This is a genomic window from Agrobacterium sp. CNPSo 2736 (genome assembly GCF_004005385.1).
Lineage (GTDB): Bacteria > Pseudomonadota > Alphaproteobacteria > Rhizobiales > Rhizobiaceae > Agrobacterium > Agrobacterium leguminum.
The window spans coordinates 741,363-767,127 of record NZ_RZTX01000001.1 but is presented as its reverse complement, the minus strand read 5'-3'; the positions used below and the strand labels follow the sequence as shown (position 1 = coordinate 767,127).

Here is a 25,765-nt window from a genome sequence, read left to right as displayed (position 1 = left end):
TCGGTTGATGCTCGGCGTGTCAGACGTGCTGGCCGCCATTGATGTGAATTTCCGCGCCGTTGATGTAGCTCGACTGTTCCGAGCACAGGAAATAGATGGTCTGCGCCACCTCGGCCGTGGTGCCGAGCCGCCCGAGCGGCACCTGGGCTTCCACCAGCTCGGCCGTTCCGGGGGAGAGGATGGCGGTGTTGATCTCGCCCGGCGCAATCGCATTGGCGCGCACGCCGCGCGGGCCGAACTCATGCGCCAGCTCCCGCGTCAGCGCCGCAAGCGCCGCCTTCGACGTGGCATAGGCCACGCCGGCGAAAGGATGCACCCGTGACCCGACAATCGACGTGACGTTGACGATGGAGCCTTTTGCCGCTTCCAGTTCCGGCAAAAGCGCGCGGGCGAGCAGCGCCGTCGAAACGAGATTGACGTTCAGCACCCGCGTCCAGATTTCCGCCGTCGTATCCATGACACCGAGACGGCTCCCGCCCTCGCCCTTCGGCGAAATTCCGGCATTGTTGACAAGCGCGGCAAGCGTTCCCTCCGGCAGGCGTGAACGCACCTCATCCGCCAGATCGTCAATGCGGGACAAGTCCTCCAGATCGGCCTGAATATGGCTCTCCCGCGCTGACGGCCAACGGCATTCCTCGGAGAAGGGTTGCCGCGATACGGTGAGAATTCTCCAGCCCTTTTCCTGAAACAGCTTGACGGTGGCGTGCCCTATTCCGCGGCTTGCGCCGGTCAGAAGCATATAAGGAACAGCCATATGAGAACTCCTGTGCCATGCGGACCGTTGAGCCGGCCGCGCATTCAGCCCCGCATGTTAGAGCGCTGCCACCGGCTGACAAGGTCTTTTTTGTCGCGGCGCAGCGATGGCGGATCGGCGACGGGCTAATCCCATTTGATGCACGGCTTTCACCCGAAGGGAATATTTGAAGCCGACCGTTTACCCATAAAATGAAACCTCCCGAATGTGTGATCAGTATTGGGAGGGGGACGAATGCGCATCGATATCATCGACACGGACGCCGGCTTCGAGGCGATCCGCGAAAACTGGGATGCGGTGTTCATGGCCGATCCCCATGCCCGGCATTTCCTCTCCTGGGGGTGGCTGAGGGACTATATGCCGCGCCGCAGGCGCTGGTTCATTCTTGCGCTGCGCGAACGGGCGGAAGGCTCGCCCTATGTGGCGTTTTTCCCGCTGCGCATCGTCACCGAACCGGACAAGAAAACCGGACGCTTCCACGACAGCATCGTCATGGCCGGCAATGCGGCGGCGGATTACACCGGTTTCATCACCCTGCCGGACTATGAAAATCACGCAGTCGCCGGTTTCTGTTCCTATATCCGCCAGCAGAACTGGACCGAGCTGAAGCTCGATTATCTTTCCGGCCCGCCGGAACGCCGCGAGGCGATGATCCGCGCACTTCAGGGCCCGCTCGTCATGTTTCGCGACAACATGCCGACCAACCCCTACAACATCAACAATTGCATCTGCCCGGTGGTGGCCCTGCCGGAGACGTTCGACGGCTATCTCGACAGCCATATGAGCAGCCAGACCCGGCAGAAGCTGAGGCGTTTCCTGAGAAAAGTGGAGGGCGGCGACGAATATCGCATCACCTTTGCAACGAGGGAAACAATCAAGCGGGATATGGACATCCTGTTCGATTTCTGGCGCATCCGCTGGGCGCCGCACAAGGGCAAGGAACGCACGGAACTCCTGATCGGCGCGACACGGCAGATGTTGATGGATGTCTATATCCGTGGCGATCTGGAAGTGCCGGTACTCTGGTTCGGCGACCAGCCGCTCGGCGCGCTCGCCAATATCATCGACCGCCAGAAGAAATCGGTCCTGTTCTACATTACCGGCCGCGACGAGAACTGGAAGACCCCTTCCCCCGGCCTCGTGCTGCATGGCCATTGCATTCGCAGGGCAATCGAGCACGGTTTCAAAACCTATGATTTCCTGCGCGGCAATGAGCCTTACAAATATTTCTTCGGGCCGGAGGAGCAGAAGCTGAGCTGCACGCTGTTCCGCACCCGCTCGGGCGACAATCTCGGCGGCACGCTTCACCCGCGCAGCATCCGTTTTGTCTACGAACAGGCCCTCAAACTCTATAAGACCGGCCAGAAGGCGGCCGCCAATATTGCCTTCGCGCAGGTGCTGACTGCGGCACCGGACCATCTCGGCGCGCAATTCGGGCTCGCCAATCTGTTGTTCGACCGGGGCGAATTCCGGGAGGCCGAAATCGCCTTTCTCAGCCTTCTGGCCGCCGGGCAGGAACCCGTCGTCCTCTGGCTGCGCATAGGCGAGGCCCGGCTGGCGCAGCAGCACTACCACGAGGCATCCGAGGCCTTCCGCCAGGTGACCAATCGCGCGCCCTTCCACCGGGAGGCGCTTTACAAATGCGCCGTAGCGCTGATTGCCGCCGAAAGAACGGTGGAAGGTGCGGAAATCCTCGACAGGCTGCAGCACTATCATTCGGACGATGCAGCGCATCTGGAATATGCGGAAAAGGCCCGTGCAGCCCTTGCCCGGCTGGAACTGGCAAAAGCCAAGGTTCCGCTGCCAGCCGATGTCGTCGCGCTCGCCATCAAGCCGAAAACGGTGGGCAAACGCTGGCACCCGCCAAAGGTTTTGCATTAAAGGCAACGCCCTGTAAGTTGCGGCAGGAAAAATCGGCCGGACGACTTGCAAGGATTTTTGATGTTTCTGACCAACAAGGACATGCTCGATCTCATTGAGCTTCGCCATGATCTTCACCGTCATCCGGAAATTTCCGGCGAGGAGAAGGAAACAGCGCGGCGCATCCGCACTTTCCTCGGGCAGGCGCAGCCCGACCAGCTTTTCGCCGATCTCGGCGGGCACGGCGTGGCTGCGGTCTATGACAGCGGCAAAAGCGGCCCGGCGATCCTGATCCGTTCAGAACTCGATGCCCTGCCCATTCACGAAAAGAGTGACGCCGAATACCGCTCCGGCACCGACGGCAAGGGCCATCTTTGCGGCCACGACGGTCATTCCACCATTCTGACAGCGCTGGCGCTCGGCCTTTCCCGGCAGCGCCCGGAGACCGGCCGCGTCATCCTTCTGTACCAGCCGGCGGAAGAAACCGGCGCGGGCGCCGCCGCCGTCCTTGCCGACCCGCACTTCGAACACATAAAGCCGGATTACTCCTTTTCACTCCACAACCTGCCGGGCCTGCCTTTCGCCCATGTCAGCGTCGTGGAGGGACCGGTCAACTGCGCGTCGCGTGGTGTCAAAATCCGCCTTTCCGGCAAGACCGCGCATGCTTCCTCGCCCGAACAGGGCATTTCGCCCATGCGGGCCATCTCTCAGCTGATGCCCGCCTTGGCCGAACTCGGCTCCGGTTTCCCGCCAGAGCCTGATTTTTCGATGGTGACGATCACCCATGCCGCGATGGGCGAAGCCGCTTTCGGCATTTCCCCGGCCGATGCAGAAATCTGGGCGACGCTGCGGACACTGACCGACGACCGGATGGAAAAACTCTGCGAGGCTGCGGAAACTCTGGCTAAAAAGGTGGTGGACGAACAGAAGCTGACGCTCGACATCTCCTATGACGATATTTTCCTGCATTGCGAAAATGCACCCGACGCTGTGGAATATATCCGGCGCGCGCTGGACGAGGAGAAAATCTCCCACGGTTCGGAGGGTCTGCCCATGCGGGCTTCCGAGGATTTCGGCCGCTTTCGCGCCGTTTCGTCATCGGCGATGTTCTTTCTCGGCGCAGGCCAAGACTATCCCAACCTGCATAATCCGGATTACGACTTTCCGGATGCGCTGATAGGCACCGGCGCGCGCATCTTCATGCGCATCATCCGCAACCTCACCGACGCGAAATAGCGGCGGCCGGCTTTATCCAGCCGCGATCAGCCGCCCGTCAGCCGCCCTGGGGACCGTTGCTCGGCCGGGCGGCGCGCACCGCAGCCAGGCCCCGGATGCCATCCTTGTTTCCGATAGCCGTCAGGCTTTCGAAAATCTGGGCGGCCTCACCATAACGGCGCATGGCGAGGTAGGAATAACCGCGCAGCACCATCAGGTCCGTGCGCTCATCCGCCAGCCGCGCCCGCTGGTCGAGCAGGAGAAGCGTTTCGGCATATCGCTTCGACCCGAATGCGGAAACCGCTCGATCGGCAAGGATCGAAACCTGCAACTCCGTCGCGCGTGGGCGATCCATACGCGATTTCGTCGCCGAGACGGCCGCATGGTCCGTCAAGCCCATGCGCAGATAGGCAAGGCTCTGGCCGTAGGCTGCGTCGCTTTTGACATTGGACTGACCGCTTTCAATCGCGGATTCGAAAGCTTTGAGAGCCTCCGCCGGCCGGTTCGTCTCCATCAGGCACCAGCCGAGATCGAGCGCCTGCTGTGGCGGCAAACGTTGCGGATCGGGATAGGCCGCGCAGGAACGCGGGCGCGATGCGGCGCTGGTTTCCCTTTGCACCTGCGCGGGGCGGCGCGCCTGCTTGCGCGAAGGCTCAGGCTGCTGGACGACAGGCGGGTTATAGACCACCGCCGTCTCACCCTGCGGTACATTGGTCTGCACGGGCGGCGCCGTCACCTGTGCGACAACCGGCGGTGCGGTTATGGGAGCAACCGCCTGCCCGGACTGGTCCACCATACGCGCCGTTCCGACATCGGCGATACGTTGCGAACGGCCTCCCCATTGCTGCTGGATGCCACGCAGGCCGGCGAGATTGCGAAGATCGTGATAGCTGACCGCCATGCCGTAGGCCGATGGCTCATCATCCGGTTTCCAGCCAAGGGCCGTGCTGAACCACTGCAAAGCAAGCGGCGTCTGCCGGAAGGCAAGCGAATACCAGCCGAATTGCTGCGCCGTCGCCGCGTCCTTGCGCGCCACCGTTTCGGCGGCGATACGTTGCAGCACCTCCGGCGGCAGGACGACCGGCGGCTCCAGCGCGAGAAGATTGGCCGTTGCGGCGAGATAGGTCGCAAGCGCATCGTCGGATGCCTTGCGCCATTTATACATGACGTCCTCGGCCTCACGCGGCTCATTACGATCGATCAACGCCAGCGCCAGCCCCTGCGAGGCAGATGCGCTGTCTTCCTCTTCCCGCGCCTTGCGGAACCACTTCTCCGCCTCACCCATGTTCTTCTGCCGGATATTGTACCAGCCGAGCAGCAGGGCGTCGCTTGCAAGCTTGTCGGTCTCGGCAAGCCGCTGAAGCCGCATGATATAGGCCGAAGGAACGGCAACGCCCTCCTTCTCCCCTGCCTTGGCCACGAACTGACGGGCGAGATCGTTCTTGACCGGCTCGAATTCCAGCTGACCGTCGGCGCCGGGTTTTTCCCTGGTTAGCAGTTCGTCCATCATTTCCGCCGGCAAAAGCGCGGATGCCTTCTGCACGGTGGCGAGCCTGTCGCTGGCGACCGTGCAATTGTTGAGGATGTAGAGATAGGCGTCGCGCGCCCGTCCCATCCGGTCGGTATTGGCGAAGGCATCGGCAACCCGCCACAGAACATCGACCTCGCCGCAGGTCAGCAGGCCGGGATTGTTGGCGGCCGCATCCACCACTGTCGCATATTGCTTGAGATCGGAAGCATTGACGAGCCGCTGGCGCGCTTCGGCAAGGGAAAGCATACCCGTCAGATTGTCGGGCGGCTGCCAGCCGGGTTCCGCCTGCTGGCGGTCGGCAATCGCCTTCCTCACCTCGGCATAACGGCCGTCGGTATAAAGCTGCCACATGGCGTCGAGCCGTGGATCGCCGTTTTCGGGAATGGCGAGAGGATCGGCAGGCGGCGTCCAGTTGGGATAAAGCGTGCGCAGGCGCGCGATTTCGGCCTGAAGACGCTGCGTATCGCCCCTCGCCGCGAAATAGCGCAACGCACTCAGATCGACGTCGGGCATATCGGCCGATGTGGGCTGGGTGGCGCGAGGGGCGGGTGCCTGCGCCGTCTGCGTTTGCGGCGCCTGCCCGCCAGCCTGCGTCACCGGCAAGGGGTCGGTCGCCGGCACCGTGACCGGCGGTGTCGCGGGCTGTGTTACCTGCGCCACTTCACGGTTCTTGACGAAAGCGTTGATCTGCGCCGGGTTGGCCGCCGTCGGCAAAACACGCTGTACCGCCCGGTTGTCGCCGACCGCCGAGGTATGCACGTCCGACACCCGCCCGAGAATGCTGTCGCGCCAGTGGAAGGCGGCGAGCGCTATCAGAAGCAGAATGAGAGCCGAGGTCGACAGTGGCTTGTTCATCGGCATTCCCCGTTATTCCCTGCCAGAAACGACAATGCCAGAAGATGCAATGTGGAAGGATAATAAAGTGTTGGCTGGAAGTTTTTAAGTTCGGCGGGAATGGCCGCCCCCCCTCCGACGCAGCCGGCGAGCGCCGGAATGATGCGATAGCCGGGATCGGACAGGACATCCTTGACCGCTCCGCTCTTCAGATCGAAGGTCCCGGCAGCGCCGCTTTCCAGCGTCATGCCGCCTTTCAGTCGGGCGAGCAACTCCGGCGACCCCGTATTCGCCCTTGCGAGATAAAGCGGTATGCGCACCGCATTATAGCCAAATTCCGGCGGGAAACCCGATGCCGGCTGCGGCTTCGTCTTCACCGAGACCCAGTCAGCCGGCAGTTTTCTATCGCTGAAAGCGAATGTGCCGATCTGCACCACACCGTCATCGGCAAGCGCTTTCCAAAGCGGCGATGGCGCAACAAGATTGAGCACCGGAAAGGCCTCGAAAATCAGATAGGAAGGATTGACCACTGGCCCGTCCTCCCGGTCACCCTCGTCGAAACCGCTGGCCGCCGGCAGAAGCAGTGTTCGCCCGCCGCGTTGGACCACCGTCTTCTTGAGAATGGCGGATGCGATGGCTGCGGATGCTTCGGCATAATCCTGACGGTTCCATTGCCCGGCCGCCAGCGCCAGCGCATAGGCGATCAGAATATCGCCATCCGTGGCGTTGTTGATATCGGTTACATGCGGTCTGGTGCGCGGATCCCATTTCCAGGCGGAAAGCCCGTCGTCACGCACCAAAAGCTCGGTGCGCGTGAAACTCCAGATCAGCTCGAAATCGGACAGGTTATCGGCAAGCACGGCGAGCCACATGCCGTAGCCCTGGCCTTCGCTATGGCTGATATTGTCGTTGCCGGTATCGATGACGCGACCGCCGGGATCGAGAAATGCACCCTTATAGGCGGACCACGCCTCCGGCGAAACCGAAGCGGCGCGGCTGACGGAAATACCTGCGATCACCGTCATTATGGAGAGGAAGAAAATACCGGCCAGTTTCGAGATCCCGTTCTTCATCGATGCCGTCCCATCATGCGCAGCATCGTGAAAGTGGCGAGGCCGAGGAGAGACACGAAACCGATGAACGCGAGCGAATAGGAAAGAACGTTGGACGACAGCCAGTTGGCGGCGACCAGCCTCCAGTTGGAAAGGGAAAACGCCCGCGTGACGTAAAAATACGGCCGCTCCACCTCCACCGTTTCAAGCTTTTCGGCAGCGGCATCGTAAGCGGCAACACGTCCCGTGACACCGCGCCAGCGGTTTTCCCGCGTCATCGCCGCCATGCCGTCACGAAGTTCCGCCGATGTCGGGGCGGTGGCAAGCGTCCACACCCCTTGGCCGGAGGGGCTGAGCCCCTGGGCAAGCATGAAGGAGACATTGCCGGGCGGCGCATAAAGCTGTTCGGCTGCCGGCAGGAAGCGCAGCGTATCCGAGCTCAGATCGAAATTCCGCTTCATCCATTCCTCGAGAGAAGACACCTGCCCCTCCCAGACACCGCCGTCTACCCGCTCGCGCCAGTCGTTGAAAAGGGTCTCGCTGCTCTGGGCGGGCGGCTGAACGCCGGTTCCCATTTTCCAGGATATCTGGCTGGAGGGAACGAGATTGAACTGGCCGATCAATGCCTGCGGGAATTGCGAAATCGTGCCGACGAACAGCGCGTCGCGGTCGCCGATCACCAGCGGCGATGCGACGGTCTCGATGTCGATGGGATGCCCAGCCACGCTTGCCAGCCGGCTGATCAGCGTGGCTGCCGCGGACATGGTATCGGTATCGAAACGGTCGAGCGACAGGGCAACAGGAGTTCCACTTGTACGATAGGGCTGTCCGGCCCCGGCCATCGCAGCGAGATCCGGCTTGCGGCCGATCTGTGCGTAGTCCGGAATATGAAGTTCCGACGTGTCGAACAATGCAAAACGCGGCGTCGTGCTGGCAGGCGCGCCGGGCGCGCAGGCCTGATCCTGCGCCGTCATCAACACCGCCTCGATGGTCACCTTATTCGGCCCGGGCTTGAAGTGGCGCATCGTCACACTGATCGGCAGATGCCGGAAAATGCCGCCACCGTCGTTGGAAATCGGCACGGTCGAGGCGATCTGGTCATTGACGTAGATATCGACGTGGCTGCCCGGCAGTACCTGCGACGAATAGGCGGCATCGAGAAGAAGCGACGCCTCACCATAGGCGGACGCATAAAAATCGGCTGGCATGCCGACGTAAAATTCGTTGCGGAAACGCCGGCCGCCAAATTCGGTGCTTTCGAAACCAAGTTCGGAAAGCGCGATACGGCGATCCGACATGACGAGCGGCACATCCGGCGCGTGCCAGCTGCGGGTCGAAAAAGTCGTTCGCTGGGCACCGGGTGTGCGCGATATCGACGAAAACAGCGTCTCGATTGCCGCCTGCACCGCCTGAGGGGTGGGGCCGCTGACAAAAAGCGGTGAAAGACCGCCCGGCGTGGCGGTGCCAAAGCCGGCGAAAGCGCCTGCCGAAGCCTCGGGTGGCAGCGTTCCGGCAATTCCCGCAATCTCACGGGCGGTGCCGACGAAGACCGTCAGCGTGCCCGCCTTGCGCTCAGTGGAAGGAGCGGCCACGAAACGGATCGTCTGGTTCGGCATTTGGGTTCTGAGCGCCAGCGCCTGCGAAAGACGCAGAAGAGAATCCGCAAATGCCGGATTGCCGAGCGCCGGTGCGACGATCTCGATCGACGTCATCGCCTTGCCATCCGGCCCCGTTGCCTGAATATCGTCGATATTGGCAAAGCTTCCGGCGACATCCGCATTAAAGCCGATATAGGTATTGGCAGGGTCTATATCGGTCCACAGATCGTAGGTGGACTGAATCGTGCAATCGGTTCTATGGCGTTGCTGTACGCCCAGTCTCACGACATTCGAGCCGACCTGCAAAACGCCGGGCGGAATCTTCAAGGAGACATTGCCCTCGCTGTCAGGCGCTTCGATACGCGCCGGATCCAGCACGACATTGTTCAGGCTGACCTGAAAATTCGAGCTTTCCGGTGCGACCACGATGGCGTTCTGATAACCGATATTGAGCGAAACGGCGGCATTCACCTGCTCCGGCGTCAGATAGATGCTCCATTGCCGCCGGTCCATCTCCCCGGAAAGGCTGAGCTTTTCATAGGGCAGGATGTATCGGCGGCGGCTGTCGGCGTTGAGCGACGGGGCCGTTGCGGGAACGGGTCTTGCGCCTTCCTGACGCGGAGGGGCCGCAACCGGCGGCGGCAACGGAACGGCTGGGCGCTGTTGCGGCTGCGGCGCGGGCTGAACCGCAAATGGCGGCGGAGCGGATGGCTGAGATGGCGTCTGGACCGGACTTTGCGCCGGCATCTGGGCAGGGGGCTGTTGACGGGGCGCGGCAGGCGCAACGGCGGACGGCGGCACGGGTGTCGGAGCCGTCTGGGCGGGCCGTTCCGGCGACATGTCGAAGGGGGAGGACTGCGCCATCGCGCCCGTGGCGACGGCACCCCATATCAGCACTGCCACAGAATCCCGGATGGGTTTACGGCCGGTCATTTTACCGCTCCGACAGGTTTGGCGTCTCTGGGAGCAGGCCGAAGCGTCCGGACCAGATAATAAAGGCCGCGCTGCGTCTGGAAGAGTGATATGGCCAGGAAGATGGCCGTGCCGCGGATAAGGCCGGGGTTCTTGCGACGCACCCGCTGGAATTCGCTCCACTGTTCCGAATTGGCGAAGATCAGGTCCGCGATCAGGCGGTGATCGACGGCGCGTTGCGGCGAGAAGGTGCAGCCGATCGAGACGAAACCCTCGCCCTTCACCGTTCGCACCACGTTGACAGGCATGGTTTCCGGCACGCCCTCGCTATGCGGCTTGACCTTCACGATGGCCGTCGCGCCTTTTTCGATGGTTGTCGCGCTGTCGAAGAGATTGATCAGCAGGCCATGCACCGACACGTTGTCGATGGAAGCCGGCACCCAGGCGTCGCTGCCCTCGAGCTTGACTTCGCAACGCCGTTTGACCGTGATGCGCCGCGACGCCGACTTGTCGCCACGCTCGGAGACGACACCGAGCGCACAGCCCGCAAAGATGAGATTGAGCAGGTTCCAGCCGCCGACCACGAGCGTGACATCCGCCTTGTAAGGCTCGCTGTAGATGCGCCATACGGCGAAGGCCATCGCCACCAGCAGCAGCGCGAAAATGACGAAGAACGGCCGGCTGATTTCGGAAAGCCGCGCCTCGGCAATGGATTCATCCTTCGCCGTCACCTTGAAGGTGGGCTTGCCGGGATTGAAAATCACCGAAACGACGGCGGGCAGGAGGTGAACCGTCTGCACATATTCGTAAAGTTCCGAAATCCACGGCCAGCGGAAGCTGCCATAGAGATAGTTCTGCATCATCAGGTTCACGAGCATATAGGCCGCCGTATAGGCCAAAAACTCGCCGCCGGAGGCCACGAAAATCTGCAGGTCGAAGAACAGGTAGAACAGCGGTGCGAACAGGAAGATGGTACGCGGGAACGGAAACAGCCAGAACAGCGTCGACGACATGTAGCAGAGGCGCTGCGTAAACGAGAGACCGCGCCGGAAAAGGGGCTGGCGGAAGATCAGGATCTGCATCATGCCCTGCGCCCAGCGGCTGCGCTGGCCTATGAAGCTTGCGAAGGTGGCCGGCTGCAGCCCGGCGATCAACGGCTTGTCGACATAGATGCTGTTCCAGCCACGCGAATGCAGCGCCAGCGCCGTTTCGCAATCTTCCGTGATGCTGACGCCGCTGAAACCTTCGGTATCCTGCAACGCCTCACGCCGCAACACGGCGGCCGAACCGCAGAAGAATGCACCGTTCCACTTGTCGAGGCCGCGCTGGATGATGCCGTAAAACATCTCGTTTTCGCTCGGCATCGTCTCGAAGGTGCGCAGATTGCGCTCGATGGGATCGGGATTGACGAAGAAATGCGGTGTCTGCACCAAAAAGAGCCGCGGGTCCTCTTCGAAATAGCCAACCGTTTCCAGAAGGAAGTCGCGCGCGGGCGCATGGTCGGCATCGAACACGGTCACGAGCTCACCGGTCGAATGGGCAAGCCCGTTATTGAGATTTCCGGCCTTGGCATGGACATTGCGCTCGCGCGTCAGATAGCGCACGTCGAGGTCCTCGCAGAGCTTCTTCAACTCCTCGTGGCGGCGCTGCGCCGCCTGCGCCTCGACGATATTGCTGGCATTGCGCTTCTGCACCGAGCCGCCATCGTCCAGCAGCCAGACGGTGAACCGGTCGGCCGGATAATCCATGTTCTTGGCCGCTGCGAGCGTATTGGCGAGAAGCTCCGCATCCTCGTTATAGCTCGGCACGAAGACATCGACCGTCGGCCGGTAATCGGGTGAACCGGGCCTCGTCTTGCGCGACGGCAGCGGCGTCGACACGATGACGAGGCTGAGCGCCAGCATCACGACGCTGTACATTTCCGCCAGATAGAGCAGAAAGCCGGGAATGAAGTTCTCGAGCTGGTTGACGGGCGGCAACGTGCTGGTGGTGCGCCAGTACACATAGCGCAGCACGATGGCCGTGCCGAAACCGAGCGCCACCAGACGCCAGGCCCCCTGCCCGTTGAAGCTCTTGATCGTCGCCAGCAGGATGAGTGAAATCGCCGTGGCGACCAGATGCGTCTGCAGGCTGACCGGCATCGTGACGATGGCCAGAACGCAAAGCGACACAAGTAACCAGACAATGATTGTGATGGCCTTGCTCATCCAGAAACTTTCCGTTGTCTTCCCCACCCGGAATTTCGGCCCGGAGTTTTTGCGATCTGCGCCTTGGCGTGCTCTTTCCCGCTGGTTCCGGCGATCACCTGCATCCTGACGCCACCCCCGAACCGGACAGACATGCGGGCGACGGAATGGATACCTGCGGGGCCTGCGACGGTTGCCGGCCGCTATCCGCCGGCACACCTTCCAGGCGCCTGCCCGCCACCGTGGGCCTTACAGGCTGGAGGGGTGCGCCAGCCGATGCGGGCGACGGGATACTGACTGCAGCAACGGGTGGAAGCGGCTGCGGTTCCGGCTGGACGGGCGGCGCAACGGCAGCCGTGCGGCGAACGGGCCGGGACGGCACGCTGGCGGTCACCTCGCCGCCGGGCCGCATCGGCACCTCATCCGCTTTTATGGGATAGACCGGATGGCCCGGACGCCCGAGATTTTTATCCACCGCCTGCGGCGTGCCGTAAGGGTTCCAGCTGGGCGACGCATAGGTGCCGGTAATCGTGTAATTATACATGACCGCCAGCAGCCGCTCGACGCTTGCGCCCGACTGGCAAAGGCGCAGCCGCACCTTGATGCGCCCGAGATTGCGGAAATCCTGCCGCATGCTTTCCGGCGAGCGTATGTCCTGCCAGCCATAAAGGCAGGTATCGTCACCCCGGCCGCTGCCGGCAGCATAGGAGAACGCGCCATAACCGTTCTGCAGGTAATTTGCCGACATGGCGATGTTTTCGCCCGGAAACTCGGCGCGGATTTCCCGCGCGACGGAAGATGCCCTGAAACCGGAAAAAGCCAGGGCGTCACCCCCCGTATCGCCGGCTTGTTGCGGACCGAAAAACTCGGCCTTGATGTAGTTCTGCCCGGGCGTGGCGGCCTCGGAGCGCAAGATGACCTGCTGCGTCACGGCGTTGGAATAGGTGCGGTTGACCACGGTAACGATTTCGGGACCACCGGGCGGCGGGAAAACCAGCGCCTCGGAAGGAGACAGCATCTGAGGGCCCCCGAAGGACCGGACGCCCGCGGGAGTATTGCAGCCCGACAGAACCGCAATGGAGAACAGCAATGAAGTATAGGCAGAAAAATTCACTGCCTTACGCCCCTTTATTTCCCCAACGCCGCCCAGGTTAAAAGGAGACCGAATCACTAATGACCAGACCATCGTTACGAAATACGTGAGGACTACGAATAAGCAATCTCAAATTTGCGTTGTAATTTCTGACACTTTATGACTGACGAATCATCGTTGCCGCCCCATGTTCGCCGCGGAAGAAGGCGGAACCAATCGCGCTGCCGGGGGTTGGCTTCCTGCCGGGTCGATAATTTTACGGTTGCAGCGCAATATGTCCCATGGTCTACTTGCCTCCATAATGACGTATTTTTATTGGTCCGCTTTTTATTCAACTGTAAAAACAGAGAGTTGACGTATGACATTGCAATTTCCGAGCATCGCGCAGACGCTTGCCGAAGAGATCGGAAGATTACGCAAATGGCTGGATGAGGACGCCCTGCCCCTGTGGTGGGAGGCGGGTTCGGCTCGCCCGGATGGCGGCTTTTACGAACGTCTCGGCCAGGATGCGAAACCGGTTTTTTCCGATGACCGCCGCGCCCGCGTGCAGCCGCGCCAGGCCTATTGTTTCGCCGCTGCCGGCCAGCACGGCTGGCAGGGGCCGTGGAAAGACGCGCTCCTGCACGGGCTTTCCTGGTTCGAGAAGGTCTATCGCCTTGAAAACGGCCTTTACGGCAACCTTGCCGACCAGACCGGCCGGCTGATCGATCCCTCCTTCGATCTCTACAATCAGGCCTTTGCGCTGTTTGCCGCCGCACAGGCGGCCGCAAGCCTTCCCGAGCGCCGGGACGAGATGCGCGGCCGGGCGCTCGATATCCTTGCCATCCTCGAACGCGACTACAGACATCCGGTCGCCGGTTTCGAGGAAGCGAACCCGCCGCGCACGCCGCTCTGCTCCAATCCGCACATGCATCTCTTCGAGGCGATGCTGGCCTGGGAGGTGCAGGACCCGGACGGCCCATGGTCGGCGCTGGCCGACGAGATCGCCGATCTTGCGCTTAACCGCTTCATCGATGGCGGCAATGGCGGCTTGCGCGAATTCTTCGCCCATGACTGGACACCGCATGACAGCGACAAAGGCCGGATCATGGAACCCGGCCACCAGTTCGAATGGGCCTGGCTTCTGGTGCGCTGGGGCAGCCTGCGTGGAAACGACGAAGCGATCGGCAAGGCAAAACGGCTGTTCGAGATCGGCGAGGAATATGGCATCTGCCCGCGCCGCAAGGTGGCGGTGATGAGCCTCTACGACGATTTTTCGGTGCATGACGGGCTGGCGCGGTTATGGCCGCAGACGGAATGGCTGAAGGCTTCGGTGCGGCTTGCAAGCGTCACGGGCGGTGAGGAGCGTCAACGTTACCTCGCCTCCGGTCTCAGCGCCATCGGCGCGCTGCAGCCTTTCCTCGACACACCGGTCAAGGGCCTGTGGTTCGACAAATGGCCGGCCGACAGGCCGATGCTCGACGAGCCGGCGCCGGCAAGCACGTTTTATCACATCGTCTGCGCCATATATGAGGCAGAGGCCGTGCTGGTGACGGCCAGCTAATATTGGACCGCCGGCGAGCGGCATTGCCGCTCGCCGGTTTTCGACCTCGATCAGGCCTTGGCCGGGCGCACGACGCGCCAGTCCGGTCTGCCGAGATTGTGCGGCCAGGGGTGAACATCCTTGTCGTTAAAATAGACGACCTCTTCCAGCTTCGGAAAATCCGCCTGTTTCAGCGTCACGTCATTCATCCACGGACGAACATAGGAATCGCCGCCTTCATAACCCAGTTCGGCAACCCAGACCGGCTTGTTGAAGGTTTCGACAAGTCCATAACCCTTGCGCAGCAGATCGGTGAAGGTCTTCGGTCCGCCATATTCGATCTTGTCGTACTCCTCGAGACCGAAGACCGAGAGGCCGACCAGATCGGCGTAACTGTCACCCGGGTAGTAGGCCTGCAGACCGTCCAGACCTTTCGGTGACCACATCACCTTGACGCTGGGAACAGCCTTGCGGGTCATGTCCACCATGCGTTTATACGCCGTGATGTAATCACGCGGGTTCCAGCCCGACCACGAGAAGCGGCCGGACGTGTCTTCCATTTCCTGTCCCCAGCGCAGGATGAGCGGGCTCTTCATCGCCGACATGCGCGCGGCGATCGCCTGCATGTTCTGGTCATAGTCGCCTCTCATCACCTTGCGGCGCAACTCGTCGGAGGTGAGCCGCCAGTTGACGTCCCAGGACCAGGGTTCGACCGTGATCAGCACGTTGCGCTTGCGCTCCAGAGCGTAGGCATCCGCAAGTGCGAGACTGTCGAGATCCACGTCTTCCCAGGGCAGGAACAGATGTTCCGACGCCACCCCGGCCTGGGCCGTGAAATCGCCGTGCGGATCGTAGGCACCGAAACGGATGCCGTCCGCATGCAATGTCGGTCTTTTGTCGGCAAGTGTCTTCATGCCCGTCGACGTCATGGGGGCGACACCCTGTGCGTCGAGCTTGAGCACCGGATACATGCCGGCGGTAAAGGCTGCGGCGGCACCACCTGCGAACAGAAGTTTTCTTCTTGTTATCTGCATGACACCTTACTCCCTACCTTGTTGCCGTCATCGCCTTGTCGTAAGCGGCGATCTGCGGCGTGACATCGTCCTTGCGGACGAGTTTGAGGAACTCATCGCCAGGGCGTGGCGGGTTGTGCCGGAACACATACCACGGCCCGCCCTGCTTGCGCTGGTAGAGCACCTTGCCAATGCGGCCATGGTCGAAGCAGGTATCGGCCTTGCCGTTTCCTGCAGCGCTTTTCCAGGTGGCGCGCATGCACAGGGTGCCGTTGGCATCGACGGTCCAGCGGCCTTCACCGATGGACTTCTTGCCCTTTTCTTCCGTTGCGGCGATGAATTTGCGGTCTTGGGCGATGAAGCGTCCACCGCCCGTTTCCCATTTCCAGGTCTTGTCGAAGTACATGTCCACGACTTCGCTGGTTCTGAGCGGTTTCGGCGTCTTCGTGCCGCCTGCAGCGTGGACCGCGCTTGGCGCGACCACCGCAAGACAGAGTACGAAAGCGGAGAATCCGCATTTGCTTATTGTTGTTTTCATCACAGCCTCCTCCTTCATTGTCCGACCCTATTGTCGGCCAGCATGATCTCTCCGGTTGCCACCGCTGGCGGCGGCGTCACGATAGGTTCCGCCTGCATTTCCTGCGGTCCGCGCAGTCCCGGTACGGCAATGCGCAGTTTCAGACGCACCGATCTCGCACCTTCCACGCCCGCACCGGCGACCGTGAACCGCGTTTCGGTAAAACTGACATAGGGCTGCCCGTGCGACAGGGCCTCCAGCCCGCCGATCGCATGGGAGCTGAGCTGTACGGCACTGCCCGCCACCAACAGCAACGAAAAGGCGGCGGCGGTCGCTCCCCCGCGCAATGCCGGCAGCCTTGGCAAGCCGTTTTCCATCGCATGGCGGATGAGCAGAAACACCGAAAGGCCCGCATAGATCGCCACATTGATGGCGGCGAAGACGAAGAAGCCCTCCGCCCCGTTTTCCCGCGGCGCCAGAACCATGGCCACGAGGCTAAGCGCCGCCAGAAGAATGTAAGGCGCGACGACCCTCAGCGGCAGCGGCGGTTTTGCCTGCGTGCCCTTGGGGGTGATGCGAAAATCGACGAAATCGCCACGGATCGTGTCGCGTATCGCCGCCAGCACGCCCATCAGCGACCAGGGCCAGCGCAGGAACAGAAATACCATGGCCTCCCAGCTGAAGAGCTTCGCATCATGCGGGCGGAAGGCGCCCGTTGACCGCCAGAAGAATGCAAACACGATCATGATCAGCGAAACCGGCAGGAAATGCGCCAGAAACGCCGGATAGGATGCGTTGACCAGCACATCGCCGCGCATCAGCGCAACGGCGGGAAGCACGAACATCAGCGCCATGAAGCCGGAAAACAGCGGATACCAGAGCTGCGAAAACAGGAACTGGAACTTCAGCCGCGGCGGCAGCTTCGGCACGTAGTGCCCTGAATATTGCAGCAGAATGGTCATCAGGCTGCGCGACCACTGGAATTCCTGCACGATGAGATCGGCAAAGGTCACCGGCCCGTCGCCATGGGCGATGGCGTTGACGGCGTGAACGCCGCGCCAGCCGCCGGCATTCATCAGAAGCGTGGTGGAATGATCCTCGGCAAGCTCCGGCCCAAGGCCGCCGACCTCCCGCAGGGCTTTCGTGCGCACGGCATAATGCGAGCCGATGCAGAGCGGCGCCCAGCCATTATTGTAACCCAGTTGCAGCGCGCCATGCAGGCTCGCCTCGGCATAAAGCCTGCCGCGCGCCGCCCAGCTTTCACCGGCATTGGCGTCGCAGATGCTCGGGGCCGAAACATATCCCACCTTCGGATCGGCAAAGGGACGGATGATCTCGCGCAGATAATCCGGTTCCGGCACATGATCCGCATCGAACTGGGCGACGAAATCATAACGCTCGTAACCGTAGTGATCGTAGAAATAAGCGAGATTGCCTTCCTTGCAGCGTGTGCGCCGCGGCCACGTCTTGCGATGATATTCCGCGACACCCTGTCGGGTGGAAACGAAAACGCCGTGCGCGCCACACCATTTCAGCGTTTCCGCATCCGGAGCCTCATCGGCAAGCCAGACGTCGAATTCCAGGCCCTTCTGTTCGAGCATGGCCAGCAGCGTCTTCTGCACCACCGCGAAAGGTTCCGACGGCGCCTTGGTGACGACCATCGCTACCCTGCCCCGTGGCAGAGGGGAGCGCCGGTCGACAACCTTCGCGTTCAGAAAGATGAAGATGAAATAGGATGGCAGAAGCGTGATCCACGCGAGCGTCATCGTAACGACGGTATAATAGGGCCAGTCGATGACACGATCGCGATCGAGCCACCAGATCCAGAAATAGGCGAGCGTCACCAGCCAGCCGCCAATGCCGAGAAGATAGGCCGTGCGGTTCCAGCCGGCAAAGACCGGCAGCATCCGCAAATCGCTGGCGACTGCAACCGCCCGGGCCGATGGAACGGAAGGGGTGGAATGGGCTTTCATGACCGCACCTCCAGTCCGAAACCGGGACCTGCCGTCCGGATGATGGTGTCGATATCCGAACGCTTCGGGATAAAACCGAGCGTTTCTTCCGCACGTTTTATATCCGCAAACAGGGCTGGCGGATCTCCGGCGCGTCTTGCGCCGAAATGGACCGGAACTTCCTGCCCCGTTACGCGGTGGATCGCCCGGATGATATCGCCGACCGATGTACCGTGGCCGGAACCGAGATTGACGCGCAGCGTCTCTCCGCCCTCGGCAAGATAATTGACGGCAGCCACATGGGCATCGGCCAGATCGCTGACATGGATGTAATCGCGAATGCAGGTGCCGTCGCTGGTGTCGTAATCCGCCCCGAAGACATCCAGTTGCGGCAGCCTTGCGGCCGCAGCCATTAATGCCCGCGGGATCAGATGGGTTTCAGGCTCATGGCGCTCGTAAAGCTCACCGTCCGGATCGGCCCCGGCGGCATTGAAATAACGCAGCGCCACGAAACGCAGACCGTAGGCGGCGGCATAATCATCGAGCGCCATTTCGAAGATCAGCTTCGTGCGCCCGTAAGGATTGACCGGCATTTGCGCCGTTTCCTCACGGATGGGCAATTGCGGCGGCACGCCATAGGTGGCGCAGCTGGAAGAAAATACCAGCCCGCCGATATTCTGGTCGAGACAGGCATCCAGCAGCGCAAGACTGCCGCCGACATTGTTGCGATAATATTTGCGTGGATCCTCGACGGACTCACCGACATAGGCATTGGCGGCGCAATGGATGACGAAGGCCGGCGAGAACTCCTTCAGCGTGGCTTTCAAAAGGCCGCGATCGAGAATGTCGCCCTCGATGAAGGGACCCCAGCGAACCGAATCCGCGTGACCCGTCGAGAGATTGTCGTAAGCGATGGGCTTGAAGCCGGATTGGGCCAGCGCCTTGCAGATGTGGCTGCCTATGAATCCGGCCCCGCCCGTGACGAGGATTGTGCGGGGCATCTCATACGGCCTCCGCCACAGTCTTGCCGGCCAGCAATGCATCGAAATAGACGATGGTTTTTTCCAGGCCGATTTCGAGCGGCACGCGCGGCTGCCATCTCAACAGCTCCTTTGCCCGCGAAATATCGGGGCGGCGCTGCTGCGGATCGTCGATCGCGGCGGGCAGATGCACGATGCGCGAACGGGAGCCCGTCATGCGGATGACGATATCGGCGAGCTGCCGCACCGGAATTTCGCTCGGGTTGCCGATATTGATCGGCCCGGTGCAATCCTTCGGCTTGGCCGAGAAGCGCAGGAAACCGTCGATCAGGTCATCGACATAGCAGAAGGAACGGGTCTGGCTGCCATCGCCGTAAATGGTGATGTCGGCACCCTTCAGAGCCTGGACGATGAAGTTCGAAACCACACGTCCATCATCGGGTCGCATGCGCGGCCCATAGGTGTTGAAGATGCGTCCCACCTTGATATCGACACCGAAGCTACGGTGATAATCGAAAAACAGCGTTTCGGCGCTGCGCTTCCCTTCATCGTAACAAGCTCGCGGCCCGATTGTATTTACATTGCCGAAATAGGTTTCCGGCTGCGGATTAACGTGCGGATCGCCGTAGACTTCCGATGTCGACGACTGCACGACGGTTGCACCGCATCTGCGCGCCACTTCCAGCACATTGACCGCACCCAGGACATTGGTGAGCAGCGTGCCGACCGGATCGCGCTGGTAATCGGGCGGCGAAGCCGGTGAAGCGAAGTTGAAGATCAGCGAGACATCGATGTCATAGGGTTTGCGCACATCGTGCTCGACCAGCAAAAACCGCTTATTGTCCCGCAAATGCGCCACATTCGCGGTGCGCCCGGTCGAAAGATCGTCGAGACAGATCACCTCGTGACCGCAGCTCAACAGGCGCTCGCAAAGATGGGAACCTAGAAAACCGGCGCCGCCATTAACGAGAACGCGTTGGCCAGGTCTCCATTCGGAGTAGATGGTGACACCGTTGTCGTGTTCGTTGGGAACGAAATTACGCATTACACAATCCTCCCCATGAGGAATCAGCGCAGCTGATTCACCTAAACTGGATCAAACTCCCGATTGTACGATATCTTGAATATCATCCTCCGGTTTTTACTTCTTCTGGAGGTTTAATATTTCGATCGGATAAATTTCAACTTTCATGATAGGCGCGGCAGAAAACAGGTCAACTTCATTTTATCAAAATATTACAATTGATTACCAAAAATTACTCAAAATAGCCCCTTGATTTAATACTTTTTAACTATGCCTCTATTATGCCTTTCTTATTGAGCATTAGCGCAAGCTTCGCTCAACCAGTCGGGGCTATCCTGGTTTTGTAAGGCTCGGTCCACCGGGAACAAAACCGCCCGGCGAGATGCGACAGACAGTCGATTTCAGGGGACACACATGACGAATGAAATGCCTTATTCCCATAGCGGCAAAGCAGCCCGCCATTGTCGCTTCGCGCTTGTTGCCGCAGCACTTGTAACTTTCACCTTCACGACGGCTTCATGCTCCGTGGTCGAAGACGCCGTTCTCATCAAGACCGCGTCGGCCAGTACCGCCACGACCAAGAGCCGGGTCGCTCCGGCGAAGGCGTCCTACGGTTATCAAAAAACCGGCAACGCAGCCGTTACGCTTGTTGCCGATGCCTCGGGCACACCCGCGGCATCGCGGCAGTCCTACTCGGGCTCCTCTCCCTATATCTGCTCCCCGAGCGGATTCGGGCAGAAATCCCGCTGCTTCCTGAGGCCCTGAGCCTCCTGGAGAAATACCGGAGGGAACTGGCGTCCGGACGGCTCTAGCCGCCCTGACGCTCAGTTCTTCCAGCCGCCGGAGAACGTCGTGTCTTCATCTTTATTGAAGAAGCGCGACGCCGCCTCCGTGCGGTTGCGCACGTTCATTTTCTTATAGATATTGCGAACGTGAACCTTGACGGTGTTCTCGGACAGATGCAGCCGATCAGCGATGATCTTGTTTTGCGTTCCCTTGCAAAGCAGATCGAGGATTTGCACCTCGCGTGTCGTCAGCGCCGCCACGTCGCTCCTGCTTGCGGCAAGGGCATCGGCGCGGTTGGCGATCACGGCATTGCTTTGAACACTCTTGCTGTTGACCGAAGGCGAATAGGGCGTGAGCTTGCCGAGAAGAGCAGCAGGAAAATGTTCCCCACCCTTCATGAGCAGATCGACGGCCGCCATGAAGACATCGAGCCTGAGATTGAGCGGCAGCACGCCATCGATGACGCGCATTCCCACCAGCCTTTTCAGCGGCTCCTCGAATTTATCGATGGTTTCGACGACGAGCGCGATCGGCGCGTCGGGATGTTTTTCCCGAACCTCCGAAAGAACGGCATGAAGACGATCCCCCGACATCCGGTAAGGCAAAACCAGCCGTACATTGTTACCGTAGTCGTCCTCGATGCCCGCCGACGACCTTACGCTCACCACCGCGAATGTGGGGAACTTTTTGCCCAGCGCCTCCATGAGGCACTCGGAAAACAGGTCCGGATCCGCTATGACCAATAAAGTTCCATTTATAGGAGCAACGGCGTTTTTTTGTTTTGCCGCATAATCTGACGTTCCCATGAACATTGACGCCTCCCTCAAGCGCTTACGCATTACTTTCTTTTGGTTGTGCAGTCTGTTGTCCGCCGGCTATCTTTCCCCTGAATACTTGGGGGCGATTCTCCGCTTTAGGCCATGTCAACTATCATTAATTACCCGTTAATTAACACACGCTAATACGAAAAGCTGTGTAAATAAATGGCCCAAACGGGTTATTTTTTACAATTGACATACAAAATAGGTTACGCCGGGATAGAATCGTTCATTCTGTAACCGCTGCAAAAACAAACACATCGGAAAAGCTTTCGCTGTGGTTTTGCCTTCCAGGAAAATATAACTTTTAGTTGATATCCCTTTACATAGCTCGCCGGCGAAGCACGCTGCAGCCTGTTCCTTTTCGGGATAAAGGCGTTTTTCCACCGAAATAAACCATGTTTCCCGAAAAAGCCGCCCTGCTCTGACGAAGCGGCGTTTTTTTAAGGCCAAACCGGCGAATGAACCCGCCGACAACCGCCTGCGACATATATATTCGGGTAAAGCGCCGATGGGTTTAACCCGAATTGATATCTAGGAAGCGCGATTTTTCTGCGGCACAGTCTGACCGTCGCTGGAAACAACGACCGATGGAAAGACACCTCCGGCCTTGACGTGTGTTTGAAAAACGCCGGTCCCTTTTCAAGAAACCATGCAAGCGAAAAGACGAAGCCACCGCGCTCCCCTGCTGGAGCGAGGAACGGATTTGTGCGCCGTTTTACCGAGTAGCGCACAAGGGCTGAACGAAAAGAGCCCGATCACGGGCCACTACCGAACCGCAGATGATGCGTACCGAGTGCATCTGCAAAACATCAATCTTCATGCTACCCGGGGCAAGCGCGAAAAAATCCCGTTTGAGATGAGAGGGATTTCGAAAGCTGCTCCGAGCTTTTTCGGAGGAAATCGAAATGGGTTATGATCATAAGTCTGCCGGCAGCGACGACGATATCACCAAGATCGGCGCGCTTTCCGAGGGTTTCGCCAACACGTCGACCAATGACGCCAAGGTGGAAGACAGCAACGTCGGCACCGCAAACGGTGAAAACCGCAACAACGACAACAGCGACAACAGCACCAATGTGGATGTTGACGCCAAGATCGATGTTGACGCCAATAACGGCGACAATCGCGACAACGACTATGACTGGAGCTATGACAGCAAGTCCTATAGCGACAACGACACGACCACCAAGACCAGCACCGAAACCAACACCGATATCAAGGTCGACTACGACTGGAGCTATGAAAGCAAGTCGTACAGCGACAACGACACCAATGTGAAAACGATCACGGATACGGACACAAAGACGTCCAACTATTCCGACAACGACACCTCCACCAAGACCACGACGACCTCCGACAGCTTCAACTCCGCAGACAGTTTCTACAAGTCGGATGACGACTTCGGCAACATCACGGGCGTCAAGGATGTCGGCAATCTGGGCATCGCCGGCGGAGACCTCACCTTCAATCTGGGTGACGACTTCTCCTTCACCCTCGATGTCGACAATATCCTCAACGGCTCGCTCAACGGCGATGGCAACGACACCGGCTTCAGCATGGTGCAGGCCAACCACCTGGCAGACCAGGATGAGGCCTATGACATCAAGATGCAGAATGGCGGTGCGGAAAACCACCTGAGCGCCAATGCCGGTGACGCCTATGGCGCCGAAGGCATCGACGGCAAGGGATGGGACCTCAAGGCCGGCGACGACGCAGCAGGCACCAGCACTGCGGATGCATCGGCAATCCTTGCAAATTCCGGCTTCCATCTGGAACTGGTGCAGGGCGCCAACATGCTCTCCAACGCAGTTGATGTCACGATCACAGGCGGTAACTCGCATGTATCGGACGTCGGTGAGGATCACTCCTGATAACCACCTCTTGACGAAAAGAGCTGCACCGGCATCCGCCGGTGCAGTTCGCGGTTGAAGGACCGGGGTTGCGTAAAACGAAGCACCGCCTCCAGGACGTGTGCCCTCCGCAGCCTTAAGGCTCTGCCGCGATGATCAGGGAGGGACCTCCAATGCATATCGACAAGATTTCGGACATGATTGCGCATTTCATCGGCCTGTTCGACACGGTGATCGAGGAAGCGCGTCTGAGAACCAACTACAGCGAAGGCCCGGCGCATTCCGATCCGGACCGTTTGCCGGACGATGAAGCAGCAAAGCTGCTCGACAAGAACTATGACGTTCCGCTCAAGGACTACGATCCCGGCGTCAACTACCGCGCCGGCTATTATGATTTCGATTATCTGCAGCCGCATTTCGCGCGCATGGTCGAGCACGACATGCAGCGGCTCGCAGATGCCATCCCTGTCGATATTTCAGGCGTCAATTTCCGTTTTCCCGGCCGACTTTCCTTTGAGGAGGAATATGAACTGGTGGTTCACACCGGTCCCGGTTCGGTCATCGCGCATGTGGCGCAGGTCAATATTCTTCAGGACGACGACTATCTGAACATGACGGACGGCCCTTATGCGTGGCGCGACACCAGCTTCGTGACAGAGCGCACCGTCGAGTTCTACAATGAAGCGTCCGCCTTCACGCCTTTCGCCGGTTTCCAGCGCACTGATAGTTACGAAGCCCTGCAGGCGCTCGCCAAATCCGCGCACGACTATATCGACCATGCCCGCGAAAACGATGTGACATCGCTCGGCACCGGTGCGGATCAGGATTTCGTTCTGGCCGGCAATGACATCGACGGGCTTTACATCAACGGCTCGATAGCCAGCGAAAAGCCGATGCTCGATGACTACATGCCCGATCGCGGTATCGCCAAACCGGCGGAAGAGCCGGAAAAGAGCGATGTTTCGCTGCATGAGGACAGCCCTGCCGGCAACAGCCTCGATGTCGCCGCAGGCGCCAATGTCGTCGCCAACATCGCCACGCTGGTCAATACCGGTGTCATGACGTCGGTAACCGCCGTCATGGGCGACTATCACCAGATCGACGCGATCACCCAGGCCTATATCTATAGCGACCGGGACGAGATCGACTCCGTTTTCACACGGTCGGAAGATCAGGCGGCGACGGCGGCCTTCAATATCGCCAGCTTCGAGCGCAGCGTCTATCCGGGCGCTGAAAACACGGAAAACAGCAGTCAGGAAAACGGCGAACCGCCGATATTTCCGACCGCCTGGCGCGTCAGCGTGCTGGAAGGAGACGTTTCCTTCGTGCACTGGATCGAGCAATACCAGTTCGTCAGCGACAACGACACGATGACGATAACGACCTCGGGCGCCACCGTCAGCCTGCTGACAGGCGGCAACGCCGCGCTCAACATTGCGAATTTCCTCGGCATCGGCATGCAATACGATCTGATCATCGTCGGCGGCAATGTGCTGGACATGAACATCATCAGCCAGATCGCCGTGCTGTACGACAATGACTGGGCGCGCGCCAATTCCGATGCGCCGGAAGGCGCCACCATCCAGTCCAGCAACAACCTGCTGTGGAACGACGCCGCCATCCACAATGTCGGCAGCAACGACCGTTTCGAAACCATGCCGGACTATATGAACCAGACGGTGAACGCCATCAACGAGCGCGATCCCAACATGCCGGATGCGCTTGCCCATGACGTCAATTTCGCCGGCTATGAGGGTCTGAACGTCCTCTATATCACCGGCAATCTCTATGATGTCAGCATCATAAAACAGGTGAGCGTGCTGGGCGATTCCGACGATGTGACGCAGGCCGCCGCCAAGGTTCTCGAAAATAACGAGGACGCCACCGTCCATATCGATACCGGCAGCAATGCCGTGGTCAATCTGGCGCAGATCGTCGACTACGACAGCTTCGGCTCCACCACCTATGTCGCCGGCGGCGTTTATTCCGATGCCATCCTGATACAGGGCGGCATCATCGAAAACGATACGTCGCAACCCCAGCAAGGCCAACTGGCAAACGAGGTCATCGCCTTTCTTCACGACGATCCCGCCACCATCGAAAACGAATCCGATGGCGTCATCAATGCCGGTCACGACCTGTCATGGTCGAACGGGCATTCTGCCGACGTCATGCAGGCGGTGACCGCGTAGATTTTGGCAAGCGGGGCGGCAAACACGTCCCCTCACAGCCGAACCGCAGACACTATAAGAACATCGAGGGGAC

Annotated in this window: 18 protein-coding genes; 6 read left to right on the top strand and 12 right to left on the bottom strand. The window is 60.1% G+C overall.

Features of this window, described 5'->3' with window-relative positions:
• Nucleotides 1-19: 19 nt before the first annotated feature.
• Nucleotides 20-754, bottom strand: coding sequence for an SDR family oxidoreductase (locus tag EM858_RS03490; RefSeq protein WP_164865290.1), 735 nt, complete (start codon nucleotides 752-754; stop codon nucleotides 20-22).
• 234 nt (nucleotides 755-988) lie between these two features.
• Between EM858_RS03490 and EM858_RS03485 the strand changes: the two genes are divergently transcribed.
• Nucleotides 989-2,635, top strand: a complete 1,647-nt coding sequence (locus EM858_RS03485; RefSeq protein ID WP_127755821.1) for a GNAT family N-acetyltransferase — start codon at nucleotides 989-991, stop codon at nucleotides 2,633-2,635.
• Between the two features lie 60 nt (nucleotides 2,636-2,695).
• On the top strand, nucleotides 2,696-3,850 hold the full coding sequence (locus EM858_RS03480) for an amidohydrolase (RefSeq protein ID WP_127755820.1): 1,155 nt from the start codon (nucleotides 2,696-2,698) through the stop codon (nucleotides 3,848-3,850).
• A gap of 37 nt (nucleotides 3,851-3,887) precedes the next feature.
• Here the strand turns inward: EM858_RS03480 and EM858_RS03475 are convergent, their stop codons facing one another.
• From EM858_RS03475 to bcsN, 5 genes are all read right to left on the bottom strand, one after another.
• Nucleotides 3,888-6,221, bottom strand: a complete 2,334-nt coding sequence (locus EM858_RS03475) for a cellulose synthase (RefSeq protein WP_164865289.1) — start codon at nucleotides 6,219-6,221, stop codon at nucleotides 3,888-3,890.
• Nucleotides 6,212-7,267 (bottom strand): glycosyl hydrolase family 8, encoded by a 1,056-nt coding sequence (locus EM858_RS03470; RefSeq protein ID WP_127755819.1) that lies wholly within the window; start codon nucleotides 7,265-7,267, stop codon nucleotides 6,212-6,214. Before EM858_RS03470 ends, EM858_RS03475 begins: the two co-directional genes overlap by 10 nt.
• Nucleotides 7,264-9,777: a cellulose biosynthesis cyclic di-GMP-binding regulatory protein BcsB gene (locus EM858_RS03465; protein WP_127755818.1), complete on the bottom strand. Its 2,514-nt coding sequence runs from the start codon at nucleotides 9,775-9,777 to the stop codon at nucleotides 7,264-7,266. Before EM858_RS03465 ends, EM858_RS03470 begins: the two co-directional genes overlap by 4 nt.
• Nucleotides 9,774-11,963, bottom strand: a complete 2,190-nt coding sequence (gene bcsA / locus EM858_RS03460) for a UDP-forming cellulose synthase catalytic subunit (RefSeq protein ID WP_127755817.1) — start codon at nucleotides 11,961-11,963, stop codon at nucleotides 9,774-9,776. The genes EM858_RS03465 and bcsA overlap by 4 nt, the downstream gene beginning before the upstream one ends.
• A gap of 94 nt (nucleotides 11,964-12,057) precedes the next feature.
• Nucleotides 12,058-12,960 (bottom strand): cellulose biosynthesis protein BcsN, encoded by a 903-nt coding sequence (gene bcsN / locus EM858_RS03455; protein ID WP_127755816.1) that lies wholly within the window; start codon nucleotides 12,958-12,960, stop codon nucleotides 12,058-12,060.
• A 433-nt stretch (nucleotides 12,961-13,393) separates the two neighbouring features.
• On the opposite strand from bcsN, the gene EM858_RS03450 reads away from it, so the two are divergent.
• Nucleotides 13,394-14,578: an AGE family epimerase/isomerase gene (locus EM858_RS03450; RefSeq protein ID WP_127755815.1), complete on the top strand. Its 1,185-nt coding sequence runs from the start codon at nucleotides 13,394-13,396 to the stop codon at nucleotides 14,576-14,578.
• 50 nt (nucleotides 14,579-14,628) lie between these two features.
• Here the strand turns inward: EM858_RS03450 and EM858_RS03445 are convergent, their stop codons facing one another.
• The 5 genes from EM858_RS03445 to EM858_RS03425 are packed head-to-tail and all read right to left on the bottom strand — an operon-like array spanning nucleotide 14,629 to nucleotide 20,064.
• Nucleotides 14,629-15,591, bottom strand: coding sequence for a glycoside hydrolase family 26 protein (locus tag EM858_RS03445; RefSeq protein ID WP_080819139.1), 963 nt, complete (start codon nucleotides 15,589-15,591; stop codon nucleotides 14,629-14,631).
• Between the two features lie 13 nt (nucleotides 15,592-15,604).
• The gene (locus EM858_RS03440) at nucleotides 15,605-16,108 is read right to left on the bottom strand and encodes a DUF995 domain-containing protein (protein WP_127755814.1); all 504 of its coding nucleotides are present in this window, start codon (nucleotides 16,106-16,108) and stop codon (nucleotides 15,605-15,607) included.
• A gap of 14 nt (nucleotides 16,109-16,122) precedes the next feature.
• Nucleotides 16,123-18,060: a glycosyltransferase family 2 protein gene (locus tag EM858_RS03435; protein WP_127755813.1), complete on the bottom strand. Its 1,938-nt coding sequence runs from the start codon at nucleotides 18,058-18,060 to the stop codon at nucleotides 16,123-16,125.
• Nucleotides 18,057-19,040 carry a UDP-glucose 4-epimerase GalE gene (gene galE, locus EM858_RS03430; RefSeq protein WP_020811999.1) on the bottom strand — a complete coding sequence of 328 codons (984 nt, stop codon included), beginning with the start codon at nucleotides 19,038-19,040 and terminating at the stop codon, nucleotides 18,057-18,059. Before galE ends, EM858_RS03435 begins: the two co-directional genes overlap by 4 nt.
• A gap of 1 nt (nucleotide 19,041) precedes the next feature.
• Nucleotides 19,042-20,064 carry a UDP-glucuronic acid decarboxylase family protein gene (locus tag EM858_RS03425; RefSeq protein WP_080819141.1) on the bottom strand — a complete coding sequence of 341 codons (1,023 nt, stop codon included), beginning with the start codon at nucleotides 20,062-20,064 and terminating at the stop codon, nucleotides 19,042-19,044.
• Nucleotides 20,065-20,457: 393 nt separating this feature from the next.
• On the opposite strand from EM858_RS03425, the gene EM858_RS03420 reads away from it, so the two are divergent.
• Entirely contained in the window at nucleotides 20,458-20,808 is a 351-nt protein-coding gene (locus EM858_RS03420; RefSeq protein WP_127755812.1) for a hypothetical protein, read from the top strand.
• A gap of 59 nt (nucleotides 20,809-20,867) precedes the next feature.
• Here the strand turns inward: EM858_RS03420 and EM858_RS03415 are convergent, their stop codons facing one another.
• Entirely contained in the window at nucleotides 20,868-21,641 is a 774-nt protein-coding gene (locus EM858_RS03415) for a response regulator transcription factor (protein WP_035262289.1), read from the bottom strand.
• A gap of 914 nt (nucleotides 21,642-22,555) precedes the next feature.
• On the opposite strand from EM858_RS03415, the gene EM858_RS03410 reads away from it, so the two are divergent.
• Nucleotides 22,556-23,521 carry a fibrinogen-binding protein gene (locus tag EM858_RS03410; protein WP_080819143.1) on the top strand — a complete coding sequence of 322 codons (966 nt, stop codon included), beginning with the start codon at nucleotides 22,556-22,558 and terminating at the stop codon, nucleotides 23,519-23,521.
• Nucleotides 23,522-23,673: 152 nt separating this feature from the next.
• On the top strand, nucleotides 23,674-25,692 hold the full coding sequence (locus EM858_RS03405; protein WP_127755811.1) for a hypothetical protein: 2,019 nt from the start codon (nucleotides 23,674-23,676) through the stop codon (nucleotides 25,690-25,692).
• The last annotated feature ends 73 nt before the right edge of the window (nucleotides 25,693-25,765 follow it).